The following is a 16,689-nucleotide window of genomic DNA, read 5'->3' as shown; positions in this document are numbered from 1 at the left end:
TTTTTGTTTATAATGGTAGAGGAAATAAATCTTTTGTACGGAGGAAAACTATGCTGCAACATTCAATTACGAAAGATGAAATTATGATGATCGCGAATGAATTTGTTCAAGGACTCGATCCGCAGCAAGTAGCCGATCAAGAGCATGTTGCCACTGCTCGTCATTTATATCGCAGCGGTCTTGTCTACAACGTTGATTTTGATGGCTATACGTTATCAGGTACCGTAGATGCTGAAGGAAATGTGTATAGCGTCCATATTCCGATTCGTAATATCGCGGAAAGCTATTGTGATTGCTTCGCGCCGACGCAGTGCGAGCACATGCTTGCTGTTCTACTGTCTGCTGCTTCTAGCTTCGGACAAGTGGGAGAAGTATTAACATTATTTAAAAATAAAACGAAACCATCACTCCCTCCGATTCGAACAGCACGACAAGTATTACAATCGTCTGCATTTGAAGAAACGGACTTTACAAGTTGGCACGCATATTTTAAATCTGAATATGACGCATTTAAAAAAGAACAAACACGACTCTCGTATAGACAAATGTATTTTCTTATGAGCATCTTTACAGACTTTTACATGAAATTAGAACGAAAAGCGCCGCGTGTCGTTGCTATACATGAATTGTTCAAATTACATGGTGCACTTTTTTGCTTTCAAAAGCTATTAGAAGAAATCCTTGACTTTGAGACAAACAAAACGTATTCCTATCACCAACCTATTAACGTTGTCCGGCTATTTGTTGATAAAGTTGAATCACTTGTACGTGACTTGAAATCAGAATCGATTCCTGCTGAATGTGAACCAATTTTGCAAGAAACAGCTCGACAAGTGCATGATATTTTCTTCTCTACCGATTCCTATACACAGGAGAGGTTCTTTATTTACCGGCATATATGGGGAGAGTTGCTAGCAGAAAAATCTTGGATACAAGAAGAAGAAAAACGAATTGATGCGAAGATGAATCCACTTTCGAAAGCACTCGCCTCTTCTCACCTCTTCTTTTTAAAAGAAGAGGATCATTTAGCTATGGTCTTACTCGAAACACAACCGGCTCAAGTTGTCGGTCTTTATTTCGACTGGCTCGAAGATTTACTGAGTACAATGCAATGGGAGCGCGCCAAAAATTGGCTGTCTTTCACATATAAACAAGTGAAAAAGACAATGAATGATCAGGCCGATCCCCTTTTTGTAAAAGATATCGTTCGTTTGTTTGTCATGATGTATGAAACATATGCAACACACACAAATGAACAAGCAGGTCTTGAAATGATTTTGCAAGAACTATTGCCATACAGCTTCACAAACTACGAACAATATGTACTAGCAAAAAAACAATATCATGCATGGACAGAACTTCATCTCTTGTATGGATTTGAAGCAATTGAATTGCTAAAAGAACCACTGAAAGAAATTGAAAAAGAAGCACCAGAAGCAGCTCTTCCGCTCTATCATCTTGCAACGATGCAAGCAATTGAGGAACGGAATCGCAAGTCATACCGCCGTGCAGTCCGTTACTTAAAGAAATTGCGTATGCTCTATAAACGGCTCAAACGAACAGATGAATGGCACATTTTCATTGTCCAAATCGCTAACTTATATTCACGTCTAAGAGCACTACAGGAAGAACTGCGGAAAGGAAAGTTAATCGATGATCATACAAACTGAAGTAACAATTCGGCTCCAGCACGTAAGTCAAGGTTGGTTCCTTTGGGGAGAAGATGAAACCGGCAATCTCTTACCTGCAAGAGATTGGAAACAACATGCCTTCACATGGCATTCAACTTCCTTCTATGGCACCTTCTTGAAAGAAGCTACATACGAAGGACGAAGCGGGATTATGCTAACGAGCGTTCAAGCATTTGAATATCTCGCCAAGAAACCAATGAATTCATTTGCCAGGCTGCAAATGAATGATCCCATTACCGCACTTACGCCAAATGCAAAAGAACTATGGGATGCCTTTGTAACTGGAAGCTTTATACCTGATATGAAGCGCTGGTCCGATTATCCGTCATGGAAAGTTAGCAATGTTTCAACTCAAGATGATACGCTAGCATCCCTTTTCTCTCAGGCAGTTAATGAGAGTATTCTTCAAGATGCTCGCTCTAATGATGGCTGGGAAGATGCGAAGCGACTATATGAGCACTATGATTTTACGAAAAGACAGCTTGTAACAGCAATGCATGAAGAAGATTGGCTCCGGAAAATTGGCTACATCGAGGATGATCTTCCCTTCACAATTGGACTTCGTCTCCAAGAACCACACAATGATTTTGAACTGTGGAAACTTGAAACGATTATCACCACAAAACGCGGAGCACACCGGATATACGTCTATAATGACATCGATTCACTACCAAAAAGATGGCATAACTACGAAGAGCGTATTCAAGAAACGCAGGAAGGGTTCGGTAAGCTAGTTCCATGGCTTAAGGAAGATGATCACTTTCGAACTGAGCTCTATGAAACAGAAGCATGGAACTTCTTAACAGAGGCGAGTAACGAATTATTAGCAGCCGGCGTTGATATTTTACTACCGTCTTGGTGGCAAAACTTAAAAGCAACGAAACCAAGGTTACGCGTCCAATTGAAGCAAAGTACGAATCAAACACAATCCTTCTTCGGCATGAACACTCTCGTCGATTTCGACTGGCGCGTTTCCACAGATGGCATCGACCTATCAGAGAGTGAGTTTTTCGATCTTGTCGAACAAAACAAACGACTCTTCAATTTAAATGGACAATGGATGAGACTCGACCCTGCCTTTATTGAAGAAGTGAAAAAACTAATGAAACGTGCAGATAAATATGGCCTTGAAATGAAGGATGTTTTGCAGCAGCACTTATCAAACTCTGCCGAAGCAGAAATTGTAGAAGAAGATAATCCATTTACAGACATTGAAATTGAGCTAGATGGCTATTACGAAGAGCTCTTCCAAAAATTATTGCATATCGGAGACATTCCAAAAGTTCCAATACCATCTTCCTTGCAAGCCACACTTCGCCCATACCAAGAACACGGTGTAGAGTGGCTCTTATATTTACGAGAGCTCGGATTTGGAGCGTTGTTAGCGGATGATATGGGTCTTGGAAAAAGCATCCAAACCATTACTTACTTATTATATGTGAAAGAAAAAAGCATCCAAACAGGTCCGGCACTAATCATAGCACCGACGTCTGTTCTTGGAAATTGGCAGAAGGAGTTTGAACGCTTCACGCCGCATTTACAGGTTCAACTACATTATGGAAGCAACCGTTCGAAAGGCGATTCATTTAAGGACTTTCTTCAGAGTACGGATGTCGTATTAACTTCTTATGCATTAGCACAACTTGATGAAGAAGAGTTAAACGCGCAGTGCTGGGATGCGATCATCCTGGATGAGGCGCAAAATATTAAGAACCCGCAAACGAAACAATCGAAAGCGGTTCGTAATTTGCAAGCAAATCACAAAATCGCTTTAACAGGTACGCCTATGGAAAACCGGTTAGCAGAGCTATGGTCTATTTTCGACTTCTTGAACCACGGATATCTTGGTAGCCTAGGACAATTTCAGCGCCGCTTCGTAACACCCATTGAGAAAGATCGTGATGAAGCGAAAATTCAGCAAATACAAAGATTCATCTCACCGTTCTTACTGCGCCGGACAAAACAAGATCAAACAGTCGCATTAAACTTACCGGACAAACAAGAACAAAAAGAATACTGTCCGCTAACAGGTGAGCAAGCATCACTATATGAACAACTCGTACAAGATACACTACAAAACATTGAAGGCTTAACAGGCATTGAAAGACGCGGTTTTATTTTAATGATGCTCAGTAAGCTAAAACAAATTTGTAATCATCCCGCTCTTTACTTAAAAGAAGAAGCGCCGAAAGATATTGTGCAGCGCTCCATGAAGACGCAAACATTAATGGATCTTATTGAAAATATAAAAGATCAAAATGAAAGCTGCTTAATTTTCACGCAATATATTGGAATGGGGAATATGTTACAAAAAATATTAGAAGAGAAATTCGGTCAGCGTGTTCTCTTCCTAAACGGTAGTGTACCGAAAATAGAACGTGATAAGATGATCGAACAGTTCCAAAATGGAACATACGACATCTTCATCCTCTCATTAAAAGCTGGAGGCACAGGTCTAAATTTAACTGCCGCAAACCACGTCATTCACTATGATCGCTGGTGGAATCCAGCTGTAGAAAATCAAGCGACAGACCGAGCATACCGCATCGGTCAAAAGCGATTTGTACACGTCCATAAACTCATTACAACAGGTACACTTGAAGAAAAAATTGATGAAATGCTAGAACGTAAACAATCGCTGAGTAGCGCTATTATCACAAGTGATAGCTGGATGACAGAACTCTCAACAGACGAGTTGAAGGAATTACTCGGTGTATAAAATCCATTTTAATAATGAGATGCTGTGTCGCATATTATCGAGGCGTCGATATATTCACAAAAAAGGAGCTATCCCGAAGGGTTAGCTCCTTTTTCTATGCCAAAACCAATTGCTTATTATAATTCCTGTCAGTCCGCCCGACGTATCTAAAACTGAATCTTGCCACATCGGTGTACGGTCACCTGTAAACGATTGATGAATTTCATCGAATGTTGCATATCCAGCGACAATCAGAAGTGCGAATACGAAGGAACGCATTCTTGAACAACCAGAACGGTGCAATGCATAATACGAAAGCGCACCAAGAATCAAGAATACTGTGAAATGAGCTCCTTTACGAAGGAAAAACTCAACAAAACCACCAACGCCTTTATTTTCAATGCTAACCGGTGTTCCCCCGCCATAGTCAATCGATACACCGGAGAATTTTTCTTCTACAAATTGAGACGGAACATACTTCTCAATATCTGAACGCATATCCTGCTTCTTATACGGCTGTGCTGAAGAATAAAAAATAATCCCCATCCATAGTAAAACGGGAATCCAAACTAACCATTTACGATTCATCTTTTGAAACTCCTCTCTTATTCTTCTAAGCGTACCAAAAAAAATAAAAAATTTCACGCCAAAATATGACCGTTGCCTCCTATATATATGACGAAAAGGGGGTGAAAAAATGGCGATTGAAACGATTGTAACTGACTTAAGCTTGCGCCTTGTCCTAAACGGTGGCACAGACAAAAACGGGAAAACTATTTTGAAAAACAAACAATTTAAACGAGTAAAGCCAAATGCTGATGTAGCACAGGTCCATGAAGTGGGACGTGCCCTTGCTTCATTACAAGGATTAAAGCTTCATGCAGTTCAACTTTTAAGTACATCTGACATCTCAAATCCGTAAAAATTTAGTGACAAGGAGGTAAATGACAATGACAGTACTCGAACTGATTTTCTTAAAAGAGGATGGAAAAACAGTCGTCTTCTCTATCGACAATCCTATTACACCTGTGAATGAACAAACCATAAGCCAAGTGATGGACACAATTCTCTCCTCTGCAATTTTCTTATCACTTAGTGGGAACACTCGTAAAAAAGGGGCACGCCTTGTTGAAAAGACAGTATCAGAAGTAACAGTTGCTCCTTAAACGCAAAAGACGAAGCTGCATCAATTTGCAGCTTCGTCTTTTTTCTTCGGCATCTCAATCGGAATAAAAATATGAGAGAATCCGATTGAAACATATTTATAATTTTCTTTCCCAATTGTAAATTCCGTCTTATACGTCGAGAAGAAAATATAATCGCTTCGCTTTGTATAATGGTTAATCAACACGTCAACTTGTGGCTCTACATATTTCTTTGCTAACTTCTTACCAATTGTCGCAAGTTCACCAACAAGCCCATCTGGGTCTTCTTTTTCAACCTCTGTTAACTTCTTACTAATATCGTTGCGATTCATAAATTGCTTTGCTGCCCATTCTGTATACTCCCCTTTACTCGGGTTGCTATTTGCTAAATATACGAAAAGAAGGACAATAAGTACCATAATTATATACTTCCGTTTCATATTCTATCACCGCCTAACTGTTTCTATTTTCATATATATGTACAAGCGATGCAAATTATATAAACCTAAATTGAAAAAGCGATAGAAACCCTTTCTTCTTAAGGAGGGAAAGAGTGTAGATTCATTTTTGTATGCAAAACAGCTTATATGTCGAAAAATTAAAATGAATTTATATAGAAAGCTTACTATTTACAAAATAAAGTAAACTTTACAAACATTTACAAATATTTAAAATTATTTTTATATTCCATCTATATACTAAAATATGTAAACAAATACTTTTAAGGAGGCTTTTCCTTTGGACGACCTAGTTAGTCATGATACTATCTCTAGTTCTACAATGATACTTGAGCCTTACGCCCATCCTTTTCACCGTACTAAAATAACAGAAAATGACGGAAATATTAAGTTTTCATCTAAAACATCATTACAATTGGTACAGCTATCTTGCCTATTACATAACCATTCTACCTATAAAGGAAGGCGAGATGCGATTCAAGAAAATTATTACTTTAAACAAAATATCCCAATCCCAATTGATCATCGTCATTATATTTGCGCCATTCCAACGAAATCTCCTGCATCTCCAGACTGTATTTGGGTTTTCTATAGTCATATAAACAAAATAGAAATTTATAATAATCGCAAGCAATCCAAACTTCATTTTTATAATGGTACAACCATAATTGTTGCTACTAGTTTTTATCAAATGCAACAACAATTTTTGAAAGCTGGATTTCTCTTGTGCCGCATGAACATGCAAGATTCTCAACAATTTCGAGATATTTATAAAGTCATGCGCCTCCTAGACAAACCATTACTTCCTTGCTAGTACAAATTTGTTATAAAAAAATGGAAGACACAGAATATTCCTGCCTTCCATTTTTCTTTTTTTCACTCTCTTATACTGCTGCGCATCTTCCCCAGTGCCTGCCGATATACCCATCTCACTTGATGATATGTCATCTCCATCTCTTCCGCAATTTCATGTATCTTCTTTCCTGCATAAAAACGTTCGTAAATAATATGTTTCTCTTTCTCATCTAACAAACTCATATAATCCTGAGTTTCTGACAACACTTCTGCTCCGCATACATTTTGTAACATTTCCTGTCCGGCGAATGTATGCCGCTTTTGAAATCGATTTTCTTTCTTTAGTTTCTCTAGCAAATATCCACGTACTGTTACAAGTGCATAAGCTGCAAAAGTTCCTTTCTCCTCCTCATACTTTTCGTATGCCATCCAAAGTCCAATTAAACCACATTGATAGTACTCTTCATAATCCCGGTACAGATAAAGCTTTTTCATTTGATTTTTAATCATCTTTTCATACAACGTAACTGTTTCTGTAAAAGTAGCCGGTTTCATATTATACCTATTTCTAAAAGGTATACCTCTTTGTTATTCCGCGGTACCTTTACAATATAAGAAGATAAAGAGGATTTCATGGTGAGTTATTTAAAATTCTGCATAGGGAAATTTCAAATATCTGTAGAGGAAATTTGAAATACGAGGCCTAGTATTTCAAATACATACAAAAATAAAAAACGGCTCCTGATCGAGCCGTTTTCTGCACATATTTTTATCCATTGAAACTTTGCATAAACTTTGCTACTGCGATAATCATTACACTTACAAACGCTACTTTAATAATAAAGAGAACGATAATTGGAACCGCAGCTTTTACTTTTCCTAACCCAGCTGTTATTTGTAATCCCATCCAGATTAAAACGATATTCCATAAATAGAATACCTCAACTATACTACCGATTGCATACCCTGTAGTACCTTGTTCAAATAATGGTGCCAAGCTTGTATACCCAGTTGCACCACTTCCAAAAATTAAATCTAAAAGAGAATTAATAAGTCCACCAATTACAAGCACAATATTCGCATATACAATAATGGCTAACAACTTTTTGTACGAAGTATCATTTCCAAAAAACATCATAAAGATTTTATAGACAGCTGCTACAATAAGAGTTCCAATTATTATCCCAATAAAACCTGAACCGATTGACTTACCAACTAAATATCCGATAGAGTCTTCTTGGCCTGTGCCAAATTTCTTCTGAATTTCCATCATCTCAGGCGATGATTGCGCCACATATGTAGATAATCCATTTACAAGTGCTTGTAACAACGCAACCAAAAAGAACATACCCCAAACCTTATCAGTCGCTTTCATTCTCTCAAACTGTAAGCCAGGAGATGTGATCATTCCTAGTAAAGATGGTTTTTCTCCACTAACCTTTTGCGAATTAACATTCGGTTCCATTCTAAAAAACCTCCTTGTATTTTTCTCACCCGTTCTAACGGGCGGTTCACTTCCTCTTCTTCAGAGACTGTGAACCGCCCACTAGAATAATATAAAAATCGACTTGCACTCTTGTTCTCTCTTTGGTTTCACTTAGCATGGGGACAAAAAGGCTCTGACCGCTTCTATCCTCGAGCGGATTCCCTCTCCCACCTAAAAGAAATGGTTTTATATCTTTTTTCTATTTGTATGTGTAGTAGAGGAACGCCCCTCTACTACACTACCAATCTATTCATAACGAAGTGCTTCAATAGGATCTAGTTTCGCTGCTTTATTCGCTGGAATTAATCCGAAAATAATACCGAGCGTCATCGAGAATAACACGCCACCAACGACAACTTCCCATGAAACAAGCGGTGGCCATTTCGCAAATGTAGAAACAATATATGCACCACCATAACCAAGACCGATTCCGATCAATCCACCAAGAAGCGTTAACATAACGGCTTCAATTAAGAATTGTAGCAAGATTTTACTGCGCGTTGCTCCAAGTGCTTTACGTACCCCAATTTCACGTGTACGTTCTGTTACGGATACGAGCATAATGTTCATAACACCAATACCACCAACGACTAATGAAATACCAGCAATACCACCAATAATCATTGTCATAATGCCCGTCATTTTTGAAATACCTTCTTGAATTTCTTTTAAATTCATCACTTCGTATTTACCAGATGCATCACTTGGCTTACGACTATTTAATACATCAGCAGCTTTTTTACCCGCTTTTTCTAAATCATCCACATTTTTCGCTTGAACAGAAATACTTTGAATCTCATCTTTTCCATATATTGTTGGCCACAATGTAATTGGAATTAAAGCTTCCGATGGCCCCATTCCCATAAACTCATTATTTGATTTATAGACACCGATAATTTGCATCGGTTGTCCTTTCATCTCAATAATTTTTCCGACTGGACTTTCCTTTTTGAAGACCTTTTCTTCCATACTCTTACTGATCATCACGACGTTATTACCTTGCGCAATATCCGATTCTTGTAAGGATCGGCCTTTTAACACTTTCACTTTATTTACTGAGAAGTACTCACTATCTAATCCTGTAATACTCACCATCTCTTTTTTATCTTCAATATCGAGTGGCTCCATACTTGAATTGGTTGTAAGGACATGCGCAATCTCTGGAAGTTTTTTTATTTCAAAAATATCTTCCTCAGTTAACTTTGGTTGTTCCATCATTTCCATACCATACGGATCATTTATATCCGCACTATAGTGAATTGGGATTACGTTATTACCAGCTCCAACGAATTGCGACTTTAACGCTGCTTCTCCGCCCTGCCCAATCGCAACAACAGTAATAATGGAACCAACGCCTATAATAATCCCAAGCATCGTAAGCGCTGAGCGCAGTTTATGAGCTAGAATAGAAGATAGGGCAATTTTTATACTATCTAGTAAACTCATACCGCACACCTTCTATCTTCTGTAATTTTTCCGTCTCTTAACACAATTCGGCGCGAAGAATATGCCGCAACTTCTTCTTCATGCGTAACCATAACAATCGTTGTACCTTCTGCGTTTAACTTTGTGAAAATATCCATAACCTGCTCTCCAGATTTCGTATCAAGAGCACCTGTTGGTTCATCGGCCATAATGAACGTTGGGTCATTTGCAATGGAACGTGCGATGGCTACACGCTGCTTTTGCCCACCTGAAAGTTCGCTTGGCAAGTGATGCACGCGGTCAGACAATCCGACTTTCCCAAGTGCTTCAAGAGCTCTCTGACGGCGCTCCGCTTTCTTCACGCCGCCATATATAAGCGGAAGTTCTACATTTTCTACCGCTGAAAGACGTGGCAATAAGTTAAAATGCTGGAATACAAAGCCTATATATTCATTGCGAATGAGAGCAAGCTTTGACTCGTCTGCTGTTAAGATATTCACATCGTTCAACATATATTCGCCTTCTGTTGGACGATCTAAACAACCGATAATATTCATGAGCGTTGATTTCCCTGAACCAGACGGTCCCATAATGGAAACAAACTCACCACTTTGAATCGTTAAACTAATACCGTGTAAAATCGGTACCGCCAGTTTCCCTTGATAATATGTTTTATGAATATTGTTTAACGTAATCATTTTTCTTTCACTTCCATTCCGTCATATACATTGTCGGAAGGATTTTTAACCACCTTTTGCCCCACTGTTACGCCTTCAAGAACTTCTGTCCAGTCTCCATCAGTAGAACCTTTTTTCACATTTTGTTTACGAAGTTTTCCTTTTTCTTCTACATAAACAAATGGTTCACCATCTTTTTCTACAATGCTCTTACTAGGAACAGCAATCATTTTCTTGTTTTCTAGGTTTACTTGTAGAGATACATGATAGCCCGGAGATAAACCTTCTTGTCCATCTAAACTAGCTTTATATGTATACTGAGACATGTTTTGTGCTCCCTCACCAGCACCGGCTGCTTGCGCCATTTCTGCACTTGTCGGGAACTCGCTTACCTCTGTAATTTTACCTGTCCATTTCTTCTTACTATTTGCTTTTGCAGTTGCAGTAAATGGTTGATCCTTTTGAATTTGTGATTTTTGAAGTTCTGTTAATGTCCCTTGAATTTGGAATGAATCTTTAGAAGCGATTTGTAAAAATGATTTTCCTTGTCCACCCATTGCTTGCGCTGAACTTTGTGCTGCATCTTTATCTAACTTTTGCACAACACCAGCGAAATTACTATAAATTGTGAGTTCATCTTGTTTTTTCTTTAATTGTTGTGATTGTAATTGACCTTTTTCTTTCTCAAGGTCAATTGTTTTTTGCCCTATTTCTAATTCGCTTACTTGCTCTTCTAACGGATCTGTTACCTCTTTCCCAGCACCGCTATCTTTCGCTTTCTTAATCTGGTTCTTTACTGAATCTATTTTCTTTTTCCCTTGATCATAGCGCATACTTGCCATTTTTTGATCAAGCTCAGCTTGTTTCATTTGTAAATTGATTTCTTCATTATCATAAGAGAATAATTTCGCGCCCTTTTCTACTTCCTGTCCTTCTTTCACCGCAATGTCCTTCACTTTTCCTTTTGTCGGATCTGCGTAGAAGCTCTCAATATTTCCAGGCTTTACTTGTCCGGAAATCAATTTCGTATTATTCAATGTACGTTCTGTTACTTTCTCAAAGCTAACAGCGTCTCCCTGTGCCGCGCCTTTTTTCTTTCCTTGCATGATAAAAATATTGACGGCTGCAACGACGACAATTAATGCAATAACCCCAATGATAATCCATTTCTTCTTTTTGTTTGGAGTACGAACCGTATTTGGTAACATATTCTCGCTCCTTTTATATCTTTATATAGTGGTTCTTTAATTATGTAAGACTTTCAGAAAACGATACCCGCATCTCTTAAATTATTACGCTTTCTTTACAAAGTTTTACACTATCACTTATATTGTAACAAAAATACCAATGTTTAGAAATATGATACTTTATCTTTTAAGCAAGTTTTAAGAAACTTAAAAGCCACATGAAAAGACTAAAAAAAAAACCACCTTACATAAGGCGGTTTGGACGTTTCCTCCAAGTACTCCATTTCGCTTGATCCAAATCATGCTCAAATGGAAGAGTTGTCACGTCTTTTCTCATCTCGCGCGGAATATTCTTTTCTATCGTTTGAAACGCTTCACATTCATCAGCTCGCATTGCTCTTTGAACAATGCCTTCTAAGTTATCACCTTGCTTGTCTAACATCCAGCCATTTTCACTATTTAACTGTTTACGAAATTCCTCTTTTGCATCTTCATCTGGAAACATGCTTCCATTCACTTTCAAATAGGTTTCAATTCTCATCGGAAGCCACTCTACTTCATAATCCTCTACTAAACAAATTGCAATCCCTATCGGCGTACTACGAACGACAAAATCAAATGTACAATCTCGCTGTGTGACTGTTGCGGAACAGAACAAAAACTTTTCTACTTCTGATACAAAAATTCCCACTTTCCAGCATCTCCTTCATACATATAATCTGTCTTGCTAACTCCTACTGAATTTTAACATTTGTTTTTGAAGATATTGTAAAATGAATGTTAATTTTCTATATATAATGTACTTTCACTCTATCCGTTCACTCATTCTTAATAGATATCACATATAATCTATTAATTTATAACCATAATACTGTATGTACTAGAAATAACATTATGTAATAAGTGCATCAAAAAAGATTACAAGAAAAAAATTTTGATACTATTACTATTCCAGTAGTCACATTCACATATAATATCCGCGAAACCAATTATAAAGATACATTGAAATATATAACAGTTTGATAAAGTGAAACTTTAATCAGTGGGGGTTTTCTTCATCCCCCACTGATTATTAGCCCGACCAATCAGGCTTTTACGGGCAGTTTATCTCCCACCTAACTTCTTTTCTTTCACCGAATTTTGAGGTAGGAGTATTACTTACTACCCGTTAATGCGGGATAAACCAAGGCTGTAAAGAAAGATATATTATATTTTTCATTGCAATCAAATATTCATACATTTGCCCAAGCTAATTCACGCTTGTCTGAATACTAATATATTAAATCTATTTAAAAGTGAGGTGATAGAATATGCCACCAAAACCACGTACTTGTTGCCCTGCATATAATCAAATACGTGCATTCTATGTGCAAGCAGCAGCAGCAGGGTTTCAGCAGATAAACTTTGATGTTATCATACCTTTTTCAGGAGCAGCACCTTTAACATATTTTGTAGATAGCATAGATTGGTTCGATAACAAGCATTGCGTTATTATTACTAACTTCCAGTCCCCAACGCTAGGCGTTTCAGATTCAGCATGGAGTTGTGAAATTCTTAATTTATATTTTGCAGGGAACCTTCAGAGAATAGTTTAAAATCTTTCTTATTTTAGCTAACTATCCCCCTCTTTTGTCATCGAAAAATCCCCTCATCAAGATGGGGAAAATAAAACGAAACTTCCATCATTGAGGGTTTTCTTCATCCCTCAATGATGGAAAGCCTCTACCTATCCTCCTTGCTTTTCTCTAAATCTTAAGTTAAAGGTCTTACTGCTCACAAATAAAAAGTGCATCCGAAAACGAGTGCCTTTTTGATAAACTGTTACTAAGTTTCAAAAACTACACCTTATCTCTTTCATTTTATATAAATCTATACTGATAAGATGTACATAAAAGGAGCTGCCCAAAAGTAGTACTTTTGGACAGCTCCCTTAAATAAACGATTATGCTATTTTGCTCTCAGGACCTTTTCTCTCATGACCAAATTGAACGATAAATAAGAATACCGTAGATAAAATACCGCCTGCTAATAATAGAATGAAACAGCCGTCCCACCCAGAGCGATCAACGATAACACCAATCGCTGCGTTTGCAACTAAGCTTCCTCCTAAATAACCGAACAGGCCGCACATACCAACTGTTGTACCTACTGCAAATTTTGGTACTAATTCCATTGCACTTAAACCAATTAAAAATTGTGGTACATAAATTAAGCAACCAATAATCGAAACTGCAGCACTCACAACAAGTATATTCGATGCTTGCCAGTATACTACCGTTCCAATAACAACACCAACCATGCTAAACACACATAGTGGCATACGTTTCCCTTTGAATAACTTATCACTTAACAAACCTACGATTAATGAACTTGGAATTGCCATTGCTTCAAAAATTGAATATGCTGCATGCGCTTCTGTTTTTGTAAATCCTTTAACCGTTGTTAAATAAATCGGTACCCAGTTAATAACACCGAAACGAATTAAATATACAAATGCATTCGCAATACATAAATACCAAATAAATTTGTTTTTCACTACATATTTCATCAAAATTTCTTTTGGTGACATTTTGTTGGCATTGTCTGCCTTCTCAAGATCTTCATAATCATTGCGATATTCATCAATTGGTGGAAGACCTGCAGATTCTGGTGTATCCTTCGCATTCACCCACATAAGAACTGAAATGACCATTGCAATTATCGCTGGGAAGATAAACACGCCGGCTTGCCAATGACTTTCACCGAAAATACCAACACCAATTCCAACAAGCGGTGGTACAAGCATCGCACCAATATTATGTGAAATATTCCAAAGTCCTGTTTTTGTACCGCGCTCTTTCTTCGAGAACCACTTCGTCATTACGGTACTACAAGGAGGCGCTCCCATTCCTTGGAAAATATTATTGAAAACTAATAACGTTAAAATCATGCCAAATGAAGATGCAAAACCAAAACAAATATTTATAATTGCTGATAAGAATAAACCAACCGCAATAAAACGCTGCGCATACGCTTTATCTGATAAATTTCCCATAAAGAACTTACTTAGTCCATACACAATCGCCGTAACGGAACCTAATAAACCATATTCCGTTGTACTAAAACCATATTCTTTTATTAAATACGTACTAGATAACGTAAAGTTACTACGAACTAAATAATACGCTGCATATCCAACTGAAATTCCGAGCAGCACACGAAGACGTAGTAGTCTGTATACTTTGTCAATCATATTCGCTGGCAAACGCTCAATTACTGGTGCAGGCTTAAGCCAATTAAACATATTATCTCTTCTCCTTTTTTCACTTTTGAGAGAGACGTTGTCTATTCCATATCTCGATTACTCCACTATCTGATACATTTTTGTTCGTTCTTCTAACAGGCTGACCTTCTATTTCTTTCTGATTCTTCGCAAGCATTGTTGGTACGCCAAACGAAACTTTTTCTAAAATATGCCCTGCTTCTTCTGATAAACAATAATCAATAAATAAATCCGCTATAATACCACTCGGTGCATGTTTCAGTTTCGAAATTGCATTGACAGATAACCCCGTTTGCTCAGGTACTTTACTCAAAATCGGAAAGCCTTGTTTTTGAAGCATCCGTTGGTCTCCCATGAAGTTAATACCAATCATATATTCACCGCTTGCCACATACTCAGCAGGCATATAACCATTCACCGTTACCTCTGCAACTTGCTTGGCAAGGCTCCTTACATACCCCTTCGTCTCTTCTTCACCAAATGTATCAATAAGTGATTGGAACAACGTATAAGCTGTTCCTGAAACATTCGGATCAGGCATGACAATCTTTCCAGCATACGCTGGATGTAATAAGTCTTTCCACTCCGTTGGATATGAAAGTCCTAGCGGTGCTATTTCCTTATTCCACCGCTCTTTATTAATCGCGATGGCAAGCTTCTCTACTTCATAACCATACCAAAAGCCATCCTTATCTTTAACGGCTTTTGAAATGCTACTTGCATGCTGGCTTGTAACAGGAATAGATAGATTTTTTTGCTTCATCATTTGATGCGCATCCAATGTACCTCCAATGATGATATCGGCTTTTGGATTTCCCGCCTCTTCTTCCACTCTTCTAAGCAGCTCTTCTGTAGAAAGACGAATAAACTCATACGTACATCCACGCGGTTTACAAAACGATGATAAAAGCGCTTCACCAACTTCTTCACGGGCCGCGACATACGCGACAAGATGGCGATCTTTCAAAATTGGAAGACCATTTTTACTATATTTGATAGAGGTAGTATCTCGAGAGCAACTAGACATCGCTCCTCCAATTACTAGCAAAAAGAAGAAAAAGGCTATCTTTCTCATGAAACATTCTCCTTTACAAATAGATTTGCTAGGGAGCCTTTCATATACATCACATTCCCATTATTATCGCCAAGATATTGCACGACAAAGTAAGAAGGATATATAGAAATCGTTAAAATATCCTCACGTTCATTCTTTACATGTTTACCATTTTGATAAGCAGTAATATAAGCGATTGGATCCTTCTGCGATTGCAGCAACTTCTGAATTTCTCCGTAATCTGTCATTTGCTTTGCTTGCCGAATCGAATCAAGTATTAGCGTAAGATTCGTAGTACGCACTACATCACCTTCTCGCAAAACAACTTCCTTTGCTGATGCAAAGAAATCGCTAATACGCTCTGGCGTATAATATAGGCCCAGCAAATATGTTTGAAATGCGGAAATCATCGGATCTGTATCATTCTTCCCATATACATTTGCCTCGTACTGGAACAAGTCACCTACTGCAAAAGTACGCCTATGTCCATTCAAGTACGTTACTTCTCCAGTAAATACTTGTTCGTGGATTTTCGCTTCTGTTTGCTTCATTCGAATCTGGTCAAAGAATGAAACAATTGCATGCAGACGAACTTCATCTGTTACAACTACTTCTCCCCACTTCTCATGTCTTACTTTCACTTTAGTAGGAAGAGATTCACTTGCTCTTTCTAAAACAGCCTGCTTGTCATCTAAGGTTGTAACGTGGTTATACAATTGCTTCTCTATGGCAAAAAACAATACAAAAGCAGCAATCGTGCAAAAGACAAACAAAAGAATTTGAAATGATAGCCTTTTCATTTCTGCCTACC

Annotated in this window: 17 protein-coding genes; 6 read left to right on the top strand and 11 right to left on the bottom strand. The window is 37.9% G+C overall.

The window, feature by feature from the left end; all coding sequences use genetic code 11:
- Positions 1-50 precede the first annotated feature (50 nt).
- Complete coding sequence (locus tag JDS96_RS00640) at positions 51-1,670, top strand: SWIM zinc finger family protein (RefSeq protein WP_199665729.1); 1,620 nt, start codon at positions 51-53, stop codon at positions 1,668-1,670.
- A complete protein-coding gene (locus JDS96_RS00635; RefSeq protein ID WP_199665728.1) occupies positions 1,654-4,410 on the top strand; it encodes a DEAD/DEAH box helicase in 2,757 nt (918 codons plus the stop codon). The genes JDS96_RS00640 and JDS96_RS00635 overlap by 17 nt, the downstream gene beginning before the upstream one ends.
- Before the next feature lie 81 nt (positions 4,411-4,491).
- On the opposite strand, the gene JDS96_RS00630 is transcribed toward JDS96_RS00635, so the two are convergent.
- Positions 4,492-4,977: a VanZ family protein gene (locus tag JDS96_RS00630; RefSeq protein WP_003203138.1), complete on the bottom strand. Its 486-nt coding sequence runs from the start codon at positions 4,975-4,977 to the stop codon at positions 4,492-4,494.
- Between the two features lie 109 nt (positions 4,978-5,086).
- Between JDS96_RS00630 and JDS96_RS00625 the strand changes: the two genes are divergently transcribed.
- Positions 5,087-5,311, top strand: a complete 225-nt coding sequence (locus JDS96_RS00625; protein WP_003203136.1) for a DUF1659 domain-containing protein — start codon at positions 5,087-5,089, stop codon at positions 5,309-5,311.
- Positions 5,312-5,339: 28 nt separating this feature from the next.
- Complete coding sequence (locus tag JDS96_RS00620; protein WP_003203134.1) at positions 5,340-5,555, top strand: DUF2922 domain-containing protein; 216 nt, start codon at positions 5,340-5,342, stop codon at positions 5,553-5,555.
- Positions 5,556-5,575: 20 nt separating this feature from the next.
- On the opposite strand, the gene JDS96_RS00615 is transcribed toward JDS96_RS00620, so the two are convergent.
- The gene (locus JDS96_RS00615; RefSeq protein WP_199665727.1) at positions 5,576-5,974 is read right to left on the bottom strand and encodes a DUF4359 domain-containing protein; all 399 of its coding nucleotides are present in this window, start codon (positions 5,972-5,974) and stop codon (positions 5,576-5,578) included.
- Between the two features lie 340 nt (positions 5,975-6,314).
- On the opposite strand from JDS96_RS00615, the gene JDS96_RS00610 reads away from it, so the two are divergent.
- Positions 6,315-6,806: a competence protein ComK gene (locus tag JDS96_RS00610; RefSeq protein WP_003209016.1), complete on the top strand. Its 492-nt coding sequence runs from the start codon at positions 6,315-6,317 to the stop codon at positions 6,804-6,806.
- A gap of 62 nt (positions 6,807-6,868) precedes the next feature.
- Here JDS96_RS00610 and JDS96_RS00605 read toward each other — a convergent pair whose 3' ends face one another.
- From JDS96_RS00605 to JDS96_RS00580, 6 genes are all read right to left on the bottom strand, one after another.
- A complete protein-coding gene (locus JDS96_RS00605; protein WP_003203127.1) occupies positions 6,869-7,342 on the bottom strand; it encodes a sigma-70 family RNA polymerase sigma factor in 474 nt (157 codons plus the stop codon).
- A gap of 214 nt (positions 7,343-7,556) precedes the next feature.
- Positions 7,557-8,252, bottom strand: coding sequence for a YknW family membrane protein (yknW, locus tag JDS96_RS00600; RefSeq protein WP_003203125.1), 696 nt, complete (start codon positions 8,250-8,252; stop codon positions 7,557-7,559).
- Positions 8,253-8,519: 267 nt separating this feature from the next.
- The gene (locus tag JDS96_RS00595) at positions 8,520-9,719 is read right to left on the bottom strand and encodes an ABC transporter permease (RefSeq protein ID WP_018765168.1); all 1,200 of its coding nucleotides are present in this window, start codon (positions 9,717-9,719) and stop codon (positions 8,520-8,522) included.
- Positions 9,716-10,396, bottom strand: a complete 681-nt coding sequence (locus tag JDS96_RS00590; protein ID WP_018781240.1) for an ABC transporter ATP-binding protein — start codon at positions 10,394-10,396, stop codon at positions 9,716-9,718. Before JDS96_RS00590 ends, JDS96_RS00595 begins: the two co-directional genes overlap by 4 nt.
- Positions 10,393-11,583 carry an efflux RND transporter periplasmic adaptor subunit gene (locus JDS96_RS00585; protein ID WP_003202236.1) on the bottom strand — a complete coding sequence of 397 codons (1,191 nt, stop codon included), beginning with the start codon at positions 11,581-11,583 and terminating at the stop codon, positions 10,393-10,395. Before JDS96_RS00585 ends, JDS96_RS00590 begins: the two co-directional genes overlap by 4 nt.
- Before the next feature lie 223 nt (positions 11,584-11,806).
- A complete protein-coding gene (locus JDS96_RS00580) occupies positions 11,807-12,253 on the bottom strand; it encodes a hypothetical protein (RefSeq protein WP_003202234.1) in 447 nt (148 codons plus the stop codon).
- Between the two features lie 619 nt (positions 12,254-12,872).
- Here JDS96_RS00580 and JDS96_RS00575 point away from each other — a divergent pair.
- Positions 12,873-13,157 carry a hypothetical protein gene (locus tag JDS96_RS00575; protein WP_199665726.1) on the top strand — a complete coding sequence of 95 codons (285 nt, stop codon included), beginning with the start codon at positions 12,873-12,875 and terminating at the stop codon, positions 13,155-13,157.
- Between the two features lie 347 nt (positions 13,158-13,504).
- On the opposite strand, the gene pgtP is transcribed toward JDS96_RS00575, so the two are convergent.
- Genes pgtP through JDS96_RS00560 form a run of 3 tightly spaced genes read right to left on the bottom strand, consistent with a single transcriptional unit; the run spans position 13,505 to position 16,678 of the window.
- The gene (gene pgtP, locus JDS96_RS00570) at positions 13,505-14,845 is read right to left on the bottom strand and encodes an MFS transporter (RefSeq protein ID WP_003202232.1); all 1,341 of its coding nucleotides are present in this window, start codon (positions 14,843-14,845) and stop codon (positions 13,505-13,507) included.
- A gap of 19 nt (positions 14,846-14,864) precedes the next feature.
- Positions 14,865-15,899, bottom strand: a complete 1,035-nt coding sequence (locus JDS96_RS00565; protein WP_018764996.1) for an ABC transporter substrate-binding protein — start codon at positions 15,897-15,899, stop codon at positions 14,865-14,867.
- Positions 15,896-16,678 carry a DUF3919 family protein gene (locus tag JDS96_RS00560; RefSeq protein WP_199665725.1) on the bottom strand — a complete coding sequence of 261 codons (783 nt, stop codon included), beginning with the start codon at positions 16,676-16,678 and terminating at the stop codon, positions 15,896-15,898. The genes JDS96_RS00565 and JDS96_RS00560 overlap by 4 nt, the downstream gene beginning before the upstream one ends.
- Positions 16,679-16,689: the final 11 nt, after the last annotated feature.

The organism is Bacillus cereus group sp. N21 (assembly GCF_016483395.1).
Taxonomy (GTDB): domain Bacteria; phylum Bacillota; class Bacilli; order Bacillales; family Bacillaceae_G; genus Bacillus_A; species Bacillus_A pseudomycoides.
This window is presented reverse-complemented; position numbering and strand designations above follow the sequence as displayed.